This is a genomic window from Bradyrhizobium sp. USDA 4532 (assembly GCF_024171315.1).
GTDB lineage: Bacteria > Pseudomonadota > Alphaproteobacteria > Rhizobiales > Xanthobacteraceae > Bradyrhizobium > Bradyrhizobium australafricanum.
In genome coordinates, this window is sequence record NZ_JALJZN010000001.1 from 3,399,986 (window position 1) to 3,419,164 (window position 19,179).

At 63.3% G+C, this 19,179-nt stretch carries 19 protein-coding genes and 1 tRNA gene; 9 read left to right on the top strand and 11 right to left on the bottom strand.

Features of this window, described 5'->3' with window-relative positions; all coding sequences use genetic code 11:
* Positions 1-9 precede the first annotated feature (9 nt).
* Complete coding sequence (locus tag J2R76_RS16075; protein WP_253624165.1) at positions 10-795, bottom strand: division plane positioning ATPase MipZ; 786 nt, start codon at positions 793-795, stop codon at positions 10-12.
* Between J2R76_RS16075 and J2R76_RS16080 the strand changes: the two genes are divergently transcribed.
* The gene (locus J2R76_RS16080; RefSeq protein ID WP_168857948.1) at positions 794-1,030 is read left to right on the top strand and encodes a hypothetical protein; all 237 of its coding nucleotides are present in this window, start codon (positions 794-796) and stop codon (positions 1,028-1,030) included. The two genes, J2R76_RS16075 and J2R76_RS16080, sit on opposite strands and share 2 nt — an antisense overlap.
* 6 nt (positions 1,031-1,036) lie before the next feature.
* On the opposite strand, the gene J2R76_RS16085 is transcribed toward J2R76_RS16080, so the two are convergent.
* Positions 1,037-1,825: a crotonase/enoyl-CoA hydratase family protein gene (locus tag J2R76_RS16085; RefSeq protein ID WP_253624166.1), complete on the bottom strand. Its 789-nt coding sequence runs from the start codon at positions 1,823-1,825 to the stop codon at positions 1,037-1,039.
* Between the two features lie 104 nt (positions 1,826-1,929).
* Between J2R76_RS16085 and J2R76_RS16090 the strand changes: the two genes are divergently transcribed.
* The 4 genes from J2R76_RS16090 (at position 1,930) to J2R76_RS16105 (ending at position 5,576) form a co-directional block, all read left to right on the top strand.
* A complete protein-coding gene (locus tag J2R76_RS16090; protein ID WP_057015234.1) occupies positions 1,930-2,499 on the top strand; it encodes a TetR/AcrR family transcriptional regulator in 570 nt (189 codons plus the stop codon).
* Between the two features lie 37 nt (positions 2,500-2,536).
* Entirely contained in the window at positions 2,537-3,295 is a 759-nt protein-coding gene (locus tag J2R76_RS16095; RefSeq protein WP_057015277.1) for an SDR family NAD(P)-dependent oxidoreductase, read from the top strand.
* A 109-nt stretch (positions 3,296-3,404) separates the two neighbouring features.
* A complete protein-coding gene (locus tag J2R76_RS16100) occupies positions 3,405-4,328 on the top strand; it encodes a glutathione S-transferase family protein (RefSeq protein ID WP_253624167.1) in 924 nt (307 codons plus the stop codon).
* A 213-nt stretch (positions 4,329-4,541) separates the two neighbouring features.
* A complete protein-coding gene (locus J2R76_RS16105) occupies positions 4,542-5,576 on the top strand; it encodes an LLM class flavin-dependent oxidoreductase (protein WP_253624168.1) in 1,035 nt (344 codons plus the stop codon).
* An 84-nt stretch (positions 5,577-5,660) separates the two neighbouring features.
* Here J2R76_RS16105 and J2R76_RS16110 read toward each other — a convergent pair whose 3' ends face one another.
* The 3 genes from J2R76_RS16110 to J2R76_RS16120 form a co-directional block, all read right to left on the bottom strand.
* The gene (locus J2R76_RS16110) at positions 5,661-7,232 is read right to left on the bottom strand and encodes a porin (RefSeq protein ID WP_057015232.1); all 1,572 of its coding nucleotides are present in this window, start codon (positions 7,230-7,232) and stop codon (positions 5,661-5,663) included.
* Positions 7,233-7,969: 737 nt separating this feature from the next.
* Entirely contained in the window at positions 7,970-11,074 is a 3,105-nt protein-coding gene (locus tag J2R76_RS16115; protein WP_253626012.1) for a DEAD/DEAH box helicase, read from the bottom strand.
* A gap of 290 nt (positions 11,075-11,364) precedes the next feature.
* Positions 11,365-11,439 (bottom strand) — tRNA-Gln (locus J2R76_RS16120).
* Positions 11,440-11,659: 220 nt separating this feature from the next.
* On the opposite strand from J2R76_RS16120, the gene J2R76_RS16125 reads away from it, so the two are divergent.
* Together J2R76_RS16125 and J2R76_RS16130 are read left to right on the top strand one after the other, a co-directional pair.
* Positions 11,660-13,438: an acyl-CoA dehydrogenase gene (locus tag J2R76_RS16125; protein WP_057015231.1), complete on the top strand. Its 1,779-nt coding sequence runs from the start codon at positions 11,660-11,662 to the stop codon at positions 13,436-13,438.
* A gap of 373 nt (positions 13,439-13,811) precedes the next feature.
* Positions 13,812-15,029, top strand: coding sequence for an IS4 family transposase (locus tag J2R76_RS16130; protein WP_253624169.1), 1,218 nt, complete (start codon positions 13,812-13,814; stop codon positions 15,027-15,029).
* A gap of 169 nt (positions 15,030-15,198) precedes the next feature.
* On the opposite strand, the gene J2R76_RS40640 is transcribed toward J2R76_RS16130, so the two are convergent.
* Positions 15,199-15,321: a hypothetical protein gene (locus J2R76_RS40640; RefSeq protein WP_256520744.1), complete on the bottom strand. Its 123-nt coding sequence runs from the start codon at positions 15,319-15,321 to the stop codon at positions 15,199-15,201.
* A 162-nt stretch (positions 15,322-15,483) separates the two neighbouring features.
* Positions 15,484-15,789 (bottom strand): 30S ribosomal protein S21, encoded by a 306-nt coding sequence (gene rpsU, locus J2R76_RS16135; protein ID WP_076829105.1) that lies wholly within the window; start codon positions 15,787-15,789, stop codon positions 15,484-15,486.
* Positions 15,790-16,287: 498 nt separating this feature from the next.
* Here rpsU and J2R76_RS16140 point away from each other — a divergent pair, with 498 nt between their 5' ends.
* Complete coding sequence (locus tag J2R76_RS16140; protein ID WP_057015230.1) at positions 16,288-16,521, top strand: DUF6894 family protein; 234 nt, start codon at positions 16,288-16,290, stop codon at positions 16,519-16,521.
* 62 nt (positions 16,522-16,583) lie between these two features.
* On the opposite strand, the gene J2R76_RS16145 is transcribed toward J2R76_RS16140, so the two are convergent.
* Positions 16,584-16,787 carry a DUF6894 family protein gene (locus tag J2R76_RS16145; RefSeq protein ID WP_253624170.1) on the bottom strand — a complete coding sequence of 68 codons (204 nt, stop codon included), beginning with the start codon at positions 16,785-16,787 and terminating at the stop codon, positions 16,584-16,586.
* A gap of 89 nt (positions 16,788-16,876) precedes the next feature.
* Here J2R76_RS16145 and J2R76_RS16150 point away from each other — a divergent pair, with 89 nt between their 5' ends.
* Positions 16,877-17,248: a hypothetical protein gene (locus tag J2R76_RS16150; RefSeq protein ID WP_253624171.1), complete on the top strand. Its 372-nt coding sequence runs from the start codon at positions 16,877-16,879 to the stop codon at positions 17,246-17,248.
* Here the strand turns inward: J2R76_RS16150 and J2R76_RS16155 are convergent.
* From J2R76_RS16155 to J2R76_RS16165, 3 genes are all read right to left on the bottom strand, one after another.
* Positions 17,229-17,489: a hypothetical protein gene (locus J2R76_RS16155; RefSeq protein WP_057015228.1), complete on the bottom strand. Its 261-nt coding sequence runs from the start codon at positions 17,487-17,489 to the stop codon at positions 17,229-17,231. The two genes, J2R76_RS16150 and J2R76_RS16155, sit on opposite strands and share 20 nt — an antisense overlap.
* A gap of 104 nt (positions 17,490-17,593) precedes the next feature.
* Entirely contained in the window at positions 17,594-17,803 is a 210-nt protein-coding gene (locus J2R76_RS16160) for a cold-shock protein (RefSeq protein WP_028339489.1), read from the bottom strand.
* Positions 17,804-18,094: 291 nt separating this feature from the next.
* Positions 18,095-19,087, bottom strand: a complete 993-nt coding sequence (locus tag J2R76_RS16165; RefSeq protein ID WP_057015227.1) for a LysR family transcriptional regulator — start codon at positions 19,085-19,087, stop codon at positions 18,095-18,097.
* Positions 19,088-19,179 lie beyond the last annotated feature (92 nt).

Here is a 19,179-nt window from a genome sequence, read left to right on the forward strand (position 1 = left end):
GACGTCGCCTTACGCCGCGTCGCGGCTGGCGTCGGAGGATTCCGGCGGGCGCGCCACCAGATGGCCGAGCATGATGGCAGTCATCAGCCGCTCCATCTCGAGCCGCGCGGTGACATGCGACATGGTCGGCCGGCTACCGAGTGCGAGCTGGCTGACGTCGTCGATCGCCGTCAGTCCGCGCGGATAGAATTCGCGGAAGATCACGCGTTCGGCCAGGCCATCGACCAGGCGGAAATTCAGCGTCTTGGCCAATTCGCTCAAGGCTTCGCCGACCAAGCGCTTGTTGCGTGACCCAAGCGTGGAGAGGCGGTTGCGCAGCACCACCCACTCGAATGCCGGCTGATCGTGTGTGCTGCGCTGGCGCCGCGCCTCCTCCACCATCTTCGCATAGTGGCTGATGCCGGTCACCTTGAACTCGTTCGGATCGACGGTGCCGAGCACGTCGAAATCGAGGAAGCTGTCGTTGAGCGGCGTGATCAACGTGTTCGCCAGCGAATGCGTGAACGTCGTCAGATAGGTGTCATGGCCGGGACAGTCGATGACGACGAAATCGTGCGACCGGCCGAGCCGCTCGACGATCTCGGCAAGCGCGCTGCGCCCGAGCGTCTCGACCTCGCCGCTCCTGCCGCTCACCGTCTCGAAGCACATATGCGCGGGAACGCCGAGATCCAGCGAGGTTTCCCGCGCCCAGTCCCGCCGGTTCTCGACGTAGTGCGTCAGCGACTTCTGCTTGTTATCGAGATCGATGGTAGCGACGCGCTGACCCGCCTTGATCAGCGTGATGGCGATATGCATGGCAATTGTCGACTTGCCCGAGCCGCCCTTGTTATTTCCGACAACTATTACTCGTGCGTTTGTCATGGGAATCCATACCGGACGCTTGAGTGAAAGCAGGACGAAACAGAATTTAATGAATGGATCGAATCTCCCTGATTCGATGAATCTCGACAAGAGTCGCTGCTACATTGTCGTGATCGAAATCAAGAAGCTGCGACATCATTGTCACAGCTTCTTCGAGCACGTATCGTGAACGCAACTAGCGTCCCTGAAACACCGCGGCGCGGCGCTCAACGAACGACTTGATACCCTCGGCCGCATCTGATGTGTTGAGCACACGTTCGCGGATCTGCGGAATGATCGCGATTGCCGCCTGCTCGCCGGCTTCGATGAACTTGCGGCCCGCCTCCTTGGTCACCTGGATTCCAAGCGGCGCATTGCGCGCGATGATCTCCGCGAGCGCCATCGCGCGCTCGACCTGCTGGCCCGCCGGCACGACTTCCTGCACGAGACCGATCCGATGCGCCTCGGCGGCGGTGAACTCGTCGCACAGCAACAGGTGATACATCGCATCGCCCCACCCGGCGCGGCTGATATAGCGGAAATGCGCGCCCGCCAGCGGCGCGATGCCGCGCTTGGCTTCCATCTGGCAGAAGCGGCTGTCGTCCGCGGCGATCACGATATCGCCGGCCAGCATCATCTCGATGCCGACGGTGAACACGATACCCTGCACCGCCGTGACGATCGGCTTCCGGCAGCGCTTCGACAATCCGAACGGGTCGACGTTGCCCTCCGGCAGCGGCTTGCGCGTCGCCGTCGGACCGAAGAATTTCGGCATGTCGAGACCCGCAGTGAAACTGCCGCCGGCGGCGCAGAGCACCCCGACCCAGAGGCCGTCGTCATTGTCGAGCAGCGTCAGCGCGTCGGAAACCTCAGCCATCATCTCCGGACTGAAGGCATTCTTCTTCGCGGGATTGTCGATGATGATCTTGAGGATGTGGTCGTGCCGCTCGTGGCGGACCCGCCCTTCGCTCGCGCTGCCGGACATCAGTTCCTCCCTGCTTTGTGACTGGATAATTTCTGGATGATGGTTGTCATCCAGATGCATGATGGTCATAATCCAGAAAGAGAGTCAAACAGGGGCGAGGCGAGATGGGCCATTCCCAGGCCGACAAGGCCAGGAGCCGTGAGCGTATTCTGAACGAGGCTGCGACGCAGATCCGCGACAAGGGCCTCGACGCGCTCAGCATCGGCGGCCTGATGCAGCAGGTGAAGCTGACCCATGGCGGTTTCTATGGGCACTTCGCCTCGCGTTCCGACCTGATCGCCGCGGCTCTGGAACAAGCGCTGCATGCAGGCGAAGCGTCGGCTCACGCGGCGCGCGATCCCGACAAACCGGGCAATATCAACACATTGGTGCGGAGCTATCTCAGCCGCGCCCATCGCGACTCGCCCAAGTCGGGCTGCGCGATCGGCGCGCTGATCTCGGATGTCGGTCGCGCCGATGCGCAGTGCCGCGCGGTGATGGAGCCGCACATCGAATCCTTCATCGCCAAGGTCGCCGAGACGTTCGGCGACGATGACGACGGCAACGCAATCCTCGCGGTGAGTGCGATGGTCGGGGCGCTGGCGATCTCGCGCGTCCTCACCGACCAGAAGCGGTCCGATGCCGTCCTGCGCACCGTGCGCGACAGCATCATCGCGATGGCGTCCGACGAATGATTTCGCCCGCGCCGCGGGCACCTTGATGGAGCAAGCCATGAACGACCGATCCGCCCTCGAGCCGACCGCCGTACAAGGAAGCGTGCTGATTGCCGGCGTCGGCGCGTCGAACGGCCTCGGCGCCGCGATTGCGCGTCGCTTTGCCGCCGGCGGCTATCCCGTCGCGATCGCCGGCCGCAACGCCGACAAGCTCGCCGCGACCGCGGCCGAGCTGGCCGCAAGCGGCGCAACGGTCGCGCATGTGGTCGGCGACGCCTCCACGGCGGCCGACGTCGCGCGCTTCGTCGCGGCGGCCGAGCGGCTCGCACCGCTCGCGATGGCTGTGCACAATGCAGGCTCCAACCGGCCGGCACCGTTTCTGAAGGTCAGCGAGCAGCGCTTCGAGGAGCACTGGCGCGAACACGCGCTCGGCGGTTTCCAGCTGGCACAGGCCGCGATCCCCGCTTTGCTTGCGCGCGGCGGCGGCACGCTGGTCTTTACGGGCGCCAGCGGTTCGCTGCGCGGCAAGGCCAACTACTCACCGTTCGCCGCCGCCAAGGCCGCGCTGCGCGCGCTGGCGCAGAGCGTGGCGCGGGAATTCGGGCCGCAGGGCATCCATGTCGGCCATGTCGTGGTCGATGGCGGGATCGAGGGCGACCGCCTGCTGAACATGCGTCCGCAATTGAAGGACGAGCGCGGGCCGGACGGCATGCTCAACATCGCGGCCATCGCCGACGCCTATTGGGTGCTGCATCACCAGCATCGCAGCGCCTGGACGCTGGAGCTCGACCTGCGGCCGTGGGCGGAGCAGTTCTGAACGCGCTGCGCCGCCCTCCCGCCCGTGAATATAGGTTGCGATCGGCCGGAATCTTGTCAGCTTATGCGGCAAGGTCCGTCGAGATCGCACCCTGTCCCGGGAGAAGGCCATGTCGCAGCCCACGCCGATCCTGCACCATTTCGATCAATCGCCGTTCTCCGAGAAGATCCGCATCATCTTCGGATTCAAGAAGCTCGCCTGGAGCTCGGTGCGGATCTCGCGGATCATGCCGCGGCCGGACCTGATGCCGATGACCGGCGGCTATCGCCGCACGCCGACGATGCAGATCGGCGCCGACATCTATTGTGACACCCAGATCATCATCCGCGAGCTGGAGCGGCGCTACCCGACGCCGACGCTGTTTCCGGCAGGCAATGCCGGCGTGCCCTGGGCGCTCGGCATGTGGGCCGACCGGCCGTTCTTCCAGAACACGGTCAACCTCGTGTTCGGCTTCGTCGGCGACAGGGTCCCGCGGGATTTCATCGAGGATCGCGAGAAGTTGCGCGGCGGCAAGTTCGACGTCGCCGCCATGACCGCGGCGCTGCCGCAGATGCGCGACCAGTTCCGCGCCAATATCGACTGGATCGAGGCGCAACTCGGCGACGGCCGGCCGTGGCTGTTCGGCGAGTTCAGCCTCGCGGACGTCAGCGCCTACATGAACGTGTGGTACGCGCGGCAGAGCCTCGCCACGATGGACGAGATCATGAATTCCTTTCCGCGCGTTGTGGCATGGGAGGAGCGCATCCGCGCCATCGGCCACGGCACGCGCACCGAGATGTCGTCGGCCGACGCGCTCGAGATCGCGGCGAAGGCGCGGCCGGAGTCGCCCGTGTTCGGCGACCCCACCGACCCGAACGGTCGCAAGCCCGGCGACGTCGTTGCCGTGATGCCGGATGACTACGGCAAGATCCCGGTGCGTGGCGAGATCGTTTCGCTGTCGGCGCAACACATCGCGATCCGCCGGTCGGATGAGCGCGTCGGCGAGGTTGTGGTGCATTTCCCGCGCGCCGGCTTCCTGGTGGTCCCGGGCTGATTGCCGCGGGCTGCTCTATATCGGGCCTGGAAACGCTGCGTTTCGCGGCGTGACCTTGCCGGCCCGCTGAACCGGCAATAGTTCCCATCTATCTCCAACCCAAGGCTCCACAGCGCAGGCTTGCGGATCGATCCGCAGCAACCCGGCCTTTCGGCCTGCGTGCGATGGGTGGCCCGTGGCGGATGCTCCGCCACGCCGACAACCGGACTGACCATGACGACCTCCGTCGAATTCGGGCTTGATACGTTTGGCGACGTCACCAACGACGCCGCCGGCACGCCGCTGCCCCATGCCCAGGTGATCCGCAACGTCGTCGACGAAGCGGTGCTGGCCGATCAGCTCGGGATCGATTTCATCGGGCTCGGCGAGCACCACCGCGCCGATTTTGCGATCTCCTCGCCCGAGACCGTGCTGGCGGCAATCGCGGCACGCACCCAAAACATCCGCCTCGGCTCGGCGGTGACCGTGCTGAGCTCGGACGATCCGATCCGCGTCTTCCAGCGCTTCGCCACGGTCGACGCGGTCTCGAACGGCCGCGCCGAGGTGATCCTCGGCCGGGGCTCCTTCACCGAGTCGTTCCCGCTGTTCGGCTTCGACCTCAGGCAATACAACGAGCTGTTCGAGGAGAAGCTCGATCTGTTCACCGAACTGCTCAAGCAGGAGCCGGTGACCTGGCAGGGCAAGCTGCGGCCACCGCTCAAGAACCAGTCGGTCTATCCGCCGGTCGAGCACGGCCGGCTGAAGACCTGGATCGGCGTCGGCGGCAGTCCCGAATCGGTGGTGCGCGCGGCGCATTACGACCTGCCGCTGATGCTTGCCATCATCGGCGGCGATCCCAAGCGCTTTGCACCTTATGTCGACCTGCACCAGCGGGCCTACCAGCAGTTCGGCCGCGAACCGAAGCCGATCGGCGTGCACTCGCCGGGCTATGTCGCCGAGACGGACGCGCAGGCACGCGAGGAGCTGTGGCCGGACTACAAGGTCATGCGCGACCGTATCGGCAAGGAGCGCGGCTGGCCGCCGATGGGCCGCGACGAGTTCGTGGCCGAGGCCGAGCACGGCTCGCTCTATGTCGGCGCGCCGGAAACCGTTGCTCGCAAGATCGCGGCGACCGTCAAGGCGCTCGGCGCGGCGCGCTTCCAGCTGAAATACTCGGCGGGCCCGCTGCCGCACGACAAACTGATGAAGAGCATCGAGCTCTATGGCCGCGAGGTGGTGCCGATGGTGCGCGACATGCTCGCCGCGTGACGTGCCAGAACCAATATCACAAAGCAAAACCCCCGGCGCTTTCGCGCCGGGGGCTCTGTTAGATCGCAATCAGATCAACCGGTATTACCAGTTGCGCTGAGCGCGGAGCAGCAACATGTAGGTGTTCTGGTCCTTCAGCTCGTAGATTGCGCCGGGCTTGCCGATCGTCGGGCTGCCGGGGAAGGCGACCGTACCGGCGAAGCTCTGGTCCAGACGGGTGTAGGTGAAGTCGGCCGAGAAGGTCAGGTTCTTCACCGGGGTCCACTGGGTCTGCGTGCCGAGCTGCGCGATGCTGTAGTCGGGGTTGCAGGACGTCAGAGCCGAACCAGCACCGAAGAAGTTGCTGAGCGAGCCACCCACGCCGTTGCCGGCCGGACCGCAGATGTAGCCCTTGGCCGTGCTGTTGTAGTTAACCTGGGCCCAGGCACCGTAGATGCTGGTGTTCCAGTTCGGGTTCCAGTTGTGCACGTAGGCACCGCGGAAGCCGTAGGTCGTGATCAGCTGCTGCTGACCGCCGGTCACGAAGATCGAGTCCGGCGCGATGCCGAAGCCGATGCTCTGATAGGCGCCCGGAACGTTGGTTCCGCCGAAGATGGTGTTGCCACCAGCCGAACCGGCGAGGTCCTGGATGTTGTAGCGGGTTGCACCGTTGGTGTAGACACCCTGCAAGTTGATGGTGTCGCCAGGTCCGGTCGGGATGTTCTTGATCGACAAGGCCAACGCACCAGCCCAGCCCCACTTGTCGTCCGGATGACCGGTCAACTCGGTGCCGCCGTAGTAGGCCGCGTGGTTGTTATGCGCGGCGAACGATGCCTGGAACAGACCCCAGGCCTGATCGACGCGCAGCATCGCGACGAGATCCGGAGCGATCGTGCCGGCGTAGTCGCTGATACCGAACACGTTGGTGTTGCCGGGAACGCCGAAGGTGACCGGCGCGCCGAGGTTGACCACGCCAGCCTGATAGTAAGCCGTCTGGTCCTGAGCCGACAAAGACAGCGACACGCCGTTGCCGAACTGCGCGGTGTAGGTGAACTGGTTCACACCAGTGATCGTGCCGCCGCCGCCGACGAGACCGTCGTAGCTGTTGCCCGGGTAGTTGGCCCACGGAGCCGAGAACTGCGAGACCGCCTTACCGATGGTGAAGCCGGCGAACTGAATGAATGCGTAGTAGACACCGACCGTACCAGCGGCGACGTTACCAGAGCCGGCATTGTTCGGAGCCGCAGACGTACCGATCGGCGAGTAAACGGTCGAGCCGTTGCCCAGACCGGCATAGTTGTCTGTCGTCCAGGAGAACGTCGCATCGAAGAAGGTGCGGACCACGCCGTATTCGGTCGCGGTGCGCGTATCGATGTTCAGATCTTCACGCGAACGCCAGGTGTAGCCGTTGGTGAAGCGGTTGTTCGCACCACCAGCACCCGAGGTGTTGCCGGTGTGGTCCGAGTTGGTGTTCGCCAGAACGTCGACGCGCAGGTAGCCGCCCAGCTTGATACAAGTGTCGGTGCCCGGGATGTAGTAGAAACCGGGACCATACAGGGAGCAAACCTTCACGTACTCGACCGCTTTGGCCTTGACGGGAAGATCGGCCGCCTGAGCTCCGCCGACCGCGACGAGAGCCGCCGCCGAGCCGAGGATAAGGCTCTTAACCATCTTCATGTTAAACCTCCAAGTTGCTCTATCTCAGGGAAGGTTCCGGATCCGCCGGGTAAAACACCCTCAGGTTGGTTCCCTTGTCCCTTAAATCCCCGCTTAGTCGCTTCGCGTCTTCGGACACACCCGCATGAACGCGAGGGACTTAAGCGAACCACCTAGAACGGGACGACCTCGGGATGCCCCCCTCCGTCGTAGTTCCATATGAGACAGAAGGCCCCCGATCACGCAACAAAAGACCGCTCGGTTTGGGGCGAGTTGCGGCTGTTTTCGGGCAAATGTTGCACAAATATCACGGACTTTTGAATTGCGGCATTTCCGCAAGCCATTGAAACAAAATACGAATATTTCAGTTACCGCTATCGGGCACAAGATTGGGCAACACCACGCGGAACGGTGTGCAAAACGCGTAGTCCTACTGAGAAAGCGATTGCTGAAGCCGGCTTCGGCAGCGCTGATTCCGGTATCCGGGCACGACGTTTCGGCCCAAAACGCCGCGATTTGAACAACATAACCCGCCCTGAATACCGTCGACTCGCGCCTGGAAGGGCTTTCCGATGGCTCGGAGCAGGCCGAATGACGGCGGGCGGTTCGCCACGCATGTGCAGTAACGATGCTACATGTCACTGGGATGTCAGCGCGCAGAATCGGTCGATTTGTTCTCCGCAGCTCCGGCGCGCTGAAATATCTCTACTGCGCGCGGCGCACCCGCAAGGCTCGTCTCCGACGGAGCCGCGTCGCCCTCACTCGTCCAAAATGTCCAGGAGATCCTCGATCCGCTCGAAAGGCGGCTCGTGTATGTTGTCCGAATAGAACACGCGATCGCCGTCGCGCTGGAGCGAACGTGCTCTGGATTTGGGCAGCCTCCCGGGAAGGAACGTCGCCGCGACGGCCTCCGGGCCGACATCGAGCCTCACGATCCCTCGCCGCTTGCAATCGATCCTGAGCCTCGCCGCGGCGAAGAAGTCCCGCCCCGCCGACGGCAGCCTGCCGAAGCGGCGCGAGGTCTCTTCCTCGAGATCCTCCAGATCGTCTTCGCTCCGGCACCTCGCGGCACGGCCATAGATTTCAAGCCGCACGGATTCCGATTGCACATAGCTCCTGGGCAGCAGATCCGCGAGCGGAAGGTTGAGATCGGGCACCCACATATCGGCGGACCGGTCGTTGGTCTTCTCCGAGGCTTGCTTCAGAAGGTGGCTGTAGAGCACCGGACCGAAAACCTGCACGTGGCCGGATTGCCGCTCCGAAAGCAGATCCCCGGCGCCTCTGAGGTCGAGATCCCGCTCGCTGATCGCAAAACCGGCGCCCGGTCTGCTGAACTCCTCCAGAACGGCCAAACGCCTCCCGGATTGTTCCGAACTGGATTCGGTCAGCATGTATGCGAAGGCTCGTGTCCCGCCGCGTCCCACCCGGCCTCTGAGCTGGTGGAGCTGTGCCAGACCGAACTTTTCCGGCCAGCAGACCACGATGGTGTTCGCCCGGGGGATGTCGAGACCGCTTTCCACGATGTTGGTCGCCAGGAGGACGTCCGCCTCGCCTTCGACGAAGCTCATCATTCGATCGTCGATTTCGTCGACGGGTAGCTTGCCATGCAGGCAGACGATACGGAGCTCCGGGGCCATCGACTGCACGCGCGCCAGCATCGGATCCAGATCCTGGATGCGCGGACAGATCAGAAAGCTTTGCCCGTGACGTCGCTGCTCGCGCAGCAATGCTGCGGCGATGGCGGCGTCCGAGAGCGGAGCGATCTTGGTCGCGACCGGAAGCCGATGAACGGGCGGGGATGCGATCACGCTCAGCTCCCTGAATCCGGCAAGGCCCGCCGCAAGTGTGCGCGGAATCGGCGTGGCACTCATCCACAGCGTATGGGCGCCCTTCGCTAGCCCTGAAAGCTTCGCCTTCTCGGCCGCGCCGAAGTGCTGCTCTTCGTCGACAATGACCAGGCTCAGCTTGGCGAACCTCACGTCCTTCGATGCGATCGCCTGCGTGCCGACCACGACCTTCATCTTGCCGCTTCGCAGGCCCTCCTTGGTCTCCTTCATCTCCGGAGCCGACGTCGCCCGCGACAGGCTTCCCACTTCGATGCCAAGCGGAGCAAACCGTTTGCGGAAGGTTGCAACGTGCTGCCTTGCCAGAACAGTCGTCGGCACGACGACGGCGACCTGCTTGCCCGACAGCGCAACGGCCGCCGCCGCGCGCAATGCCACCTCGGTCTTGCCAAACCCGACGTCGCCGCAGACGACCCGATCCATCGGATGACCGGACGCCAGATCATCGAGGACGTCGCGAATTGCCTTCGCCTGGTCGACGGTCGTGAAATACGGAAAGCGCGCGACGAACCGCTCATAGGCGGGACCGGGAGCGACCAGCTTGGGAGCGCGCCGGCGGCGCCGTTGCGCGATGTGTTTGGCAAGCGCCTTGGCGGCAGTCTGGATTTCCCGCTCCGCCTTGCCACGCCGCGTCCACCACGTACTGCCATCGGCCCTGTCCAATGCCAGCTTGCCGAGCTCCGCGGCATACGGCCAGATCAGCGCAAGATCGGCCGGCGGAACGAGGACGGCATCATCCCCCGCGAATGCCAGCCTGATCATCTCGCGCGATGATCCCTTCCCCATATCGAAGGTCTGCAAGCCATCGAGCACGGCCAGCCCGCGCTGCAGATGCACGACGACCGCGCCGCGCTCCGGCACGTCGGGATGATCGAAAGCCGAGCTCCAGGCTCGCGCCATGGGCTGCGGATGATGCGCCCTGCTGCCGAGCACGTCGGTCGCCGTCACGACGACGAGCGGCTTGCGCCCTGAGCCGATGAAGCCGGTGTCGAAGTCGGCCAGCAGCGCGCCTTCGCCGCCCCGCCCCTTCGCCGCCTCGTTCCAGTCGGCGAAGCGCTCCACCTTGATCCCGCTCATTCGCTCCATCGCGCGCAGGTCATCTTCGACCGCCGCGACAAACAGCAGCCGCGATCCGGCGCGCCCGGTGTCGGCGACAAATGCGCGAAGAGCCTTCCGCGATGAGGCGACCTTCGAGAAATCAGGTGTGGCGGTAAAAGCTGCCTTTCGGGGCAGCGAGCTCATCCGTTTGGTCAGCCGTTTCCAGTCAGCGGGCCCCAGATACTCGCGCTCCGCCTCCCTGCGGCCGGCCGCCTCCTTGATCGTGCTCAGCCAGCTATCGGCGTGGCCCGAAACGCCGGCGTCCGCGATCCAGCGCGCGCGCTGACAATAATCCGGCAGCGCCGCCCGCTGTGCCCGCTTGCCGCCCAACGCGATCCGTTCGGACATCGGGTCGATGTGCAGTTCCTCCGCGTCGAACACGACGTCGTGCTCGTCCGGATCGACACCGGCGATTCTGCGGATCACGCCACCGGAATGCTCAATTCTGAACGGCCCCAGCGCGCCCGCGGGAAATACCTCGAACGTCATTCCGTGGAACAGAGCGCTGCCGGGATAATCCGCCTCTTCGTCGAGATCGTATCCCAGAGCTTCCAGACGATCCTTGAGTTCCTGCTCGGAATAGCCCGCCCCCACCTTCAGGCTGATGCTGAGGCGCGCCGAGCTGGCGGGCAACGGCAACCGCTCCATGATCGCCTCGGCCGTCGACACCAGGAAGACCGGCTTCTTGCTCCGGGCGAGGCGCCTCAACACCGAACTGCGCCGGCCGGCGATCTCTCGTGACGGCTCCAGCCCGTCAAAGGGCAAGGTATTCAGCCTCGGGAACACCAGCACCTCGAGCAAGGGATCGAGCGAATGCAGCACGCTGCCCAGGCGCTCGGCCCTGTTCTCGCTTTCCGCAAGGAAAACGATGCCGTCCCGGCCGGACTTCTTCCATTGCTCGAGAAGATGGAGCGCCAGCATGCCAAGCGGTGAGGAAGACGAGATCCCGGAACGCGCCGCTCCCTTGCTTTTCTTCTTCGCGCCAGCAGCAGCGCGGGCCTTTTTGGTATTCGCCACGTCAGATCCGTCGTTATGTCGTGATTACGATCGCCCGTCGACCTGGATCTCCGGGCGACTCGGGGCTTGTCGCCCGCCGCCATGGAAGCGAAAGCGGCACAAATTTCCAGCCAAGCCGGCCCAATCCGCCCGAAATGGCGGCGGGGGCGGCCGGCAAAAAACGATTCCTCTCTTGAAATCAACGGCTTGCTTGCTGGCTGGGGCGGGAGGGATCGAACCTCCGAATGGCGGAATCAAAATCCGCTGCCTTACCGCTTGGCTACGCCCCAACGCGCCGATCGAAGGCCACGTCGGTCTATAGGGTGAGTCCCGCCATTTCAACAGGGCGGCGATCGAAAAGGCACGAAAGCCGCAGGATGATGACGGTACTCTTATTATAAGGCGACGCCGCGGTGGCCGAAACAGACCGTGCGATGTCCGTTCGGACTGTTGAGAGGCCGCCGGTTTCATGGGATGACAATTTGCAAACGCTTCGTCGGGAGTAACGCCATGACCTACCGTGCGCCGATCAACGATATCCTGCTGTCCCTCAATCACGGTGCGGGGCTCGCTGCCGCCGTGGAGGCCGGCCACTACGGCGATTTCGACGGCGACATCACCGCTGCGGTGTTGGAAGAAGCCGGCAAGTTCGCCTCCGATGTGCTGGCGCCGCTGAATCGTGTCGGCGACGAGCACGGCATCAAGCTCGACAACGGCAAGGTGACGACCGCGCCGGGCTGGCCCGACGCCTACCACCGCTGGACCGCCGCGGGCTGGAACGCGGTCTCAGGGCCGGAAGCATTCGGCGGCCAGGGCCTGCCGCTCGCGGTCAACGCCGCCTGCACCGAGATCTGGAGCGCGTCGAACGTCGCCTTCGGCCTCTGCCCGCTGCTGACGCTGTCGGCAATCGAGGCGCTCGATGCCCATGGCAGCGCCGAGCTGAAGAAGACCTATCTCGAGAAGCTGGTCACCGGCGAGTGGACCGGCACGATGCAGCTCACCGAGCCCAATGCCGGCTCCGACGTCGGCGCGCTGCGCACCCGCGCCGAACGCGCCCCCGACGGCACCTACCGCATCAAGGGCACCAAGATCTTCATCACCTATGGCGAGCACGACATGACCGACAACATCGTGCATTTCGTGCTTGCACGATTGCCCGATGCCCCCTCGGGCACCAAGGGAATCTCGCTATTCCTGGTTCCGAAATTCCTGGTCAATGCCGACGGCTCGCTCGGCGAGCGCAACGACATCCATGCCAGCGGCGTCGAGCACAAGCTCGGCATGCACGCCTCGCCGACCTGCACCATGACGATGGGCGATAAGGGCGGCGCGATCGGTTATCTGATCGGCGAGGAAAACCAGGGCATGCGCTGCATGTTCACGATGATGAACCAGGCCCGCCTCGGCGTCGGCCTCGAAGGCGTCGGCATTGCCGACCGCGCCTATCAGCAGGCGCTGGCCTATGCGCAGGAGCGAAGGCAAGGCAAGGCGATCGGCCACAAGGGCGACGGGATGGATCCGATCATCGTGCATCCCGACGTCAAGCGCATGCTGATGCAGATGCGCAGCATGACGGCGGCGGCGCGCACGATCTGCTACGCCACCGCGGTCGCGCTCGACGTTTCGGTGCGCGCCAGGGACGCCAAGGTGCGCGCCGAGGCCGCGGCCCGCGGCGCGCTGCTGACCCCGATCGCCAAGGCCTTCTCCACCGACATCGGCAACGAGGTCGCCTATCTCGGCGTGCAGATCCACGGCGGCATGGGCTTCATCGAGGAGACCGGCGCCGCGCAGCATTATCGCGACGCCCGCATCACCTCGATCTACGAGGGCACCAACGGCATCCAGTCGATCGACCTCGTCACCCGCAAGCTCGGCGCCAATGGCGGCGCCTCGGTCTGGGCGCTGCTGGACGAGCTCGCTGCCGTCATCAAGCAGGTCGAGACCTCCAACGATCCGGCGTTCGGCACCACGGGCGCCAAGCTGCGCGACGCGCACGCCGCGCTGGAGCGCACCAGCAAATGGCTGCTCGAGCGCCTCGCCTCGGCGCCGAACGAGGCACTGGCCGGCGCAACGCCCTATCTGCGGCTGTTCGCCGCAACGCTCGGCGGCTGCATGCTCGCCGGCGAAGCGCTGGCCGCCAAGGCGAACGGCGAAGCCGAGCCGCAGCGCTATGTCGCGCTGGCGCGCTTCTTCGCCGAGAACATCGCCGTGCAGGCGCCGTCGCTGGAAAAGACCGTGACCGAAAGCGCCGAGGCGGTGACCGGCGCGGATGCGGTGCTGGCGGGATAAGATACCTTCCACCGTCATTGCGAGGTCAGAGGGCCCAAAGCGCTGTGCTCGCCAAAGGCCCTCCTCGCTCGTTTGATGCACATGACGTGCCGCATCACAACTGTCGTCCCTGCGAAAGCACTAGCGTGTCTACACGGTTTTGGGGCGCGACAGATTGACTCGGTGCAGCAAGAAGTGGCGTCTCTGCAGCATGTTGTATGATTCTCTCACTGGCGCTTTGATTCGAAGGAGCGCCAGCGATGCAGCCGGATTTGTCTTTGGGTGAGTTCGGGGACGTTCGTCTCGACAAAAGGGGGCGACGCTTCTCCGGGCTATGCTTTGCACGCGCAGCGTCTGCTTGCGCCAGATGGCCCGGGGCGATTGGGCTGCCAATATGGCGTTCTGGCGGTTTGTGAACAACCCCCAAGTCACGATCGATAAATTGATTGAGGGCTGGAGCACGCAGACGCGGACTGCGGTCAGCGGGCGTCATGTGCTGGCGATCCAGGATACGAGCGAGGTCAAGTTCCAGACCCAGGCGGGACGGCGGCGCGGGCTGGGCAAAGTCGGCAAGGGCAATGCTCGCGGCGTGCTGTTGCATGCGATGATGGCGGTGGATGCCGACAGCGGGGTCTGTCTTGGCCTTACTGGCGGCAACGTTTGGACGCGCAAAGGCAAGGTAAAAATCCCGCATGAGCGGCGCGCCTTGGCCGACAAGGAGTCGGCGCGCTGGGTGACGGCCGCCGAGCAAGGCCGCGACGTCCTGGCAGATGCCCGCATGATCACCGTCGTCAACGACCGCGAGGGGGATTTCTTTGCTCACTGGGCGCTGACGCCAGCTGAGAATGTCCATCTTCTGTCGCGTGCCATGCACGACCATGCGCTGGTCGATGGCGACACACTTTATCAGGCGGTCGAGCGGAGCCGCTTCTGCGACAACGCGGTGATCGATCTGCCGCAGCGAATGGATCGGCGCGGCCGGCAGGCCCATCTCTCGATGCGCTTCGGAACCGTCGTGCTCAAGCGGCCGCAGAGGCCCGGCGTCACCGACTTGGCGGAGGGCATCAAACTCAGCTTCGTAGAAGTGGTCGAGTTGCATCCGCCGAGAGGTGCGGAGCCCATTCGCTGGCTGCTCCTGACCACTCATCCGGTCGCCACCGTTAAAGACGCCTGGCAGATCGTCTCCTGGTACCGCCAGCGCTGGATCATTGAGCAACTCTTTCGCTCGCTGAAGAGCCAGGGTTTGCGCATCGAGGATAGTCAGATCGAGAGCGCCGAAGGCCTGATCAAGCTCGTGGCGGTCGCCATCAGAGCGGCATGTATCGTCATTCAACTCGTTCAGGCCCGCAACAGTGGCGAAGAATTGCCGGCTGAATTTGTCTTCACCGCAGAAGAGATCGAGACGCTCAGGGCCATCAACAAAACCATGAAAGGTCGCACCGAGCTTCAGAAAAACCACCATCGCCCCAACACCCTTGCTTGGGCGGCATGGATCATCGCAAAACTCGGCGGATGGACCGGCTACGCCTCCCACCGTCCACCTGGACCAATCACCTTCCACACCGGAATGGCCCGCTTCCAAATCCTCGCAAATGGCCCGACAAACGTGTAGATGCACTAGTGCGAAAGCAGGGACCCATAACCACAGCCTTCCGTTTTGAAACGAGCTGTGGCTCCAGCGTTGCAAACCAATCGGCACTTGTGGTTATGGGTCCCGGGTAGCGCTTCGCTTGCCCGGGACGACATCGAGTTTTGCGTCTACCGCCGAATCATACGTTTCGTCAGCGATCCGCGCGAAACGCGCGAAATTCCTCCGGGCCGTCGAGCAAGTCACGCTTGCGCGCGGCCTGATCGAACTGGCTGGCGGAATGATCTGCCATTGCGTTGATGGCCGTGCCGGCCAAGTTCTGCGCACGTCGCCGTTGATCGTCGTGCCTCGACCGAATATCCCGATCCACGGCTCGCCGACGACAGATCTCATCGGAGAGACGTTCCTGGAGGCATCCGTTGCCTCGATAAGATCGCTGCGTCATCTTGCACGATCCTTCCAGCAGGATCGGTACGGGCTAGGTCTCCCGTGTGCTGCCTGCTTGCTGTGGCGATTGTGGTGATTGCCTTGGCGCCGAAGGTTTGGACGCCGGGAATTTGGGTTTCCGCGGAGGCGCCGCGATCAATCCATCCCGTATCGCTTGCTTGCGGGCAAGCTTGCGGGCTCGCCGCACGGCCTCGGATTTCTCTCGAGCCCTTTTTTCCGATGGCTTTTCGAACGATCTGCGGCGCTTCATCTCTCTAAAGACGCCCTCGCGCTGCAACCTCTTCTTTAGAACTCGAAGCGCCTGGTCGATGTTGTTGTCCCTGACAAGAACTTGCAACGGATCACCTCTCTCGCGGTACAACGCACTTTGAATGAACAAGACCAGAGCCCGCTCTATCAATGACAGAGCGGGCCGCACTGCCATTCCAGTACATCCGTGGAACGGCAGCCGACCGACAACGTCGCGGAAGCTTCAGCCGCGGTGCTACAAGCACGCGTCCTCGCTTTCATCCGACGATGTCTTTGGAAAAAGGTCCTGGGACCGATCTACAAGGCTCAAGGCCAGTCGATCTAGTACAGTTATGCACTCATCTCAGCTATGCAAGACACAATCGCAGACCGTGAGAATTATATCCGACGGTTCAGCCACGGCGAGATCATGGCTGAACGGCGATGGCGGCTTGACCGCGAACGCGAAAAGCGGTTCCCCAAAAATCTCCATCGTTGCCGAGTAGCAAATTCGCTCCAACAGGCGCAGAGTACGGCGCTGCCGGACGACTGTTGAGCGCCGGCACCTGAGAGCCTGGGCAGCTCCCGCCACCAAAGGGAGCCGAAGATGGCAACCCGCTTCTATTTCGATATCCGCAACGGCGAGCAACTCTATGCCGACAAACAGGGCATCGAGCTACGCGACGAGGAAACTGCCGCGCACGAAGCGATGCAGTCATTGCTCAGCATAGCCAAGGAGAACCTGCCTTTGGATAAACACAGGCTGCTGGCGTTTGAGGTCCGGACGGACGAAGGGCCGCTGTTTCAGGTCAGTCTCAGTCTGGGTATCACAAGGTGCTAACTGCCGCGCTGCGCACCCAAACTCAAGAATCCAGCCGGCAACTGCGCCAAGCGATAGCCACCTCAAGCACGGGGCCCGTCGCCGTCCCGGACCTCGATGGCAATCTGATGGAAATTGTGACCGCGAAAGGAATCCCGAATGACGTCGGCCAAGGCGCGCGCAGCCTCCTCCTGAACCGCACCGAAGTTGGACATCTCCATGCCCTCTTCGTCGATCGCCAGGCCGCCGCCGTCACGAAGATCGAAATAATAGCGCGTCATCGGCATGGTAATTTACCCCGGCTCTCGATTGTTCCTGCGAAGACCGGGGAATGTGGCCGGTGAGGACAGTGGCGCGCGAGCCGTCCGGGTGAGTCATGACCGCAAAAGCGAGAGAGTTCCTTGATTTCTGGATTGAAAACAGCGTCCACGCTGCCGAGCAATATGGAACGCCGGGTGCCTCGCAGGACGTTGCCGAGTTGGCGCGCCGGTGCATCGAGATGGCGGGACAGCAAGGCCTGACGGAACAGGATCTGCGTGATGCGGCCGGCGATATCACTGACTACATCAGGATCAGACGAAGGCGGCGAACAGGAAGGAAGCCGATCGTCCCAAATAGTTCGGGCCACGGCCTGGCTTCGCGGCCTGAACTGGCGGCCGAGGCCGCGAAACAACAGGTCCGCTTCAGCAACGTATCAGCGACGGACTCGACGTGCGTGATTGCGCGGCTTAACGCACGATGCGCTTGACCCGTTTGGTTCTCTTGGCAGCCACAGATGCCGTGCCAGCGGGTGCAGAGCCAGCCTGCGCGGCGGCCGCCTCGGCGTCACGCGCTTCACGGAGAGCCCGCAGACGCACCATGTTCTTGCGCACGGCGATCGCATCGCGCTCGACTTCAGCGATTGCCTGCGCACCGGCCTCGGCGGCAAGCCGCTGGCGTTGGGCCTTGGCCAGGCGCTCGGCAGAGAGTTCTTCCGGCTTCTTGGCCATGAGCGAATGAGCCCTTTGAAAAGCAGCGAGACCCGCTCAACCCATCAGAGGATCGAGCGGGCCGCGGCTGTCATCCCAGTACATCCGTGGAATAACAGATCGATTCAAGCCAGCCGAAGATCTTCGGCGCTGGTCTTGCCACGCATCTTGTCGACCTTGAGTTCGAACGACAGCTTCTGGCCCTCGGCGAGACCGCCAAGTCCGGCCCGCTCGACAGCGCTGATGTGAACGAACACGTCATTCGTGCCATCATCGGGCTGAATGAAACCGAAGCCCTTCTGGCCATTGAACCACTTCACAGTACCTGTAGGCATTTGTCTTCTCCAAAGCGGACGCACGTGAATTCGCGCCTGGTTCCGCATCATCCTTCAACCGACGATGTTCTTTGGAAAAGGGCCGCTTTGACCATTCAACAAGGCACAACGGCAAATCGAACGCTGCAAGCATACACACTTAATCCGCTAGGGCAAGCTCGGAAGCGCCGTCGATGGGGGCGAGCGGAGCTTCACCGAGCTGCCGTTCCGATAAACCGAACCATGTTTCGCGTAAGGGCTTGCGCCGCCGCGCAACTCGGTGATCGGTGACGCGGACGCAAATCGCGATATTCAACCGCCCGAACTTTTCGCCTTGCGTGGAACTCGCTTGGCGCGCGTCTGAACACTTGCTTTTGCCGCTGCCGGTTCCGTCGGGCGCGTGATCGGAAACGTCTCCCGCATATGCGCTGCCAGCATTGCACAGTAATCGGTCGCGAAACGAGGCAACGGACGCCGCTTGTCCCATGAGATGGTCAGAGGCTCCTGCAACACGCGGCGCCTGTGCGTGAGACCAACAATCCTTAATTCGTAGCGCCAGCACTGAAGCTGGGAGGGAACGATCGCGACGCCGTGCCCCGCCTCGGCCAGTGCCAGCAAGGTGTGCGGACTGCGACTCTCGAACGTGATCTTCGGTTTCAGCCCCGCCATACGGCTTGCCGCATCGAAAGCACGCCGAAATCCGAACCCGCTGTCCAGCAGCAGCAACGGAAGTTCGGCGAGGTCAGCGATCTCGATTGTGCAACGGGGACCAAGCGGCATCGACGGATGACAAGCAGCCAGTAACTGTACGGATCCAAGCGGAAGGCTGCCGAAGTGCTGCTCGTTCAGTCTGACGGCGTGCAGCAAATTTTGGCCGAGGTGAACTTCCCCGCGTTCCAGCATCGCCAATATCTCGCTGCCCGTCCCCTCCCTGATCCTGATCTCGACCCTGGGATATCGCTCCGCGTACCGGTGGAGAAAATCTGACAGCACGCTCTCGATGTGTTGCGGCGAGCCGGCGATCCTCAAGACCCCGGTATCTCCTTGGCGAAGCAGCTGAGCCTGCTCTTTCAGCGAATTGACGCTGTTGAGCAGCAGACGGCAGCCCGCAATCAACTGCTCGCCTTCGCCAGTCAATAGAAGCCGGCGCCCGACGCGGTCGAAGAGCTGCAAGCCGAGCTCCCGTTCGAGACCGATGATTTGCCTGGACAGGGCGGGTTGCGCGACACGCAACCGCAATGCGGCCTTTGAGACGGTGCCGAGCTCGGCCACCGTCAAGAACGTGAGGGCCTGTTGAAGGTTCATGCCCGCTTATACCATTCGAGCATAAGATTCGAGAAAATATATGTATTGGACGTATTTCGAAGCCTCGTGAAGAGTCCTGTCAGGCTACGGCT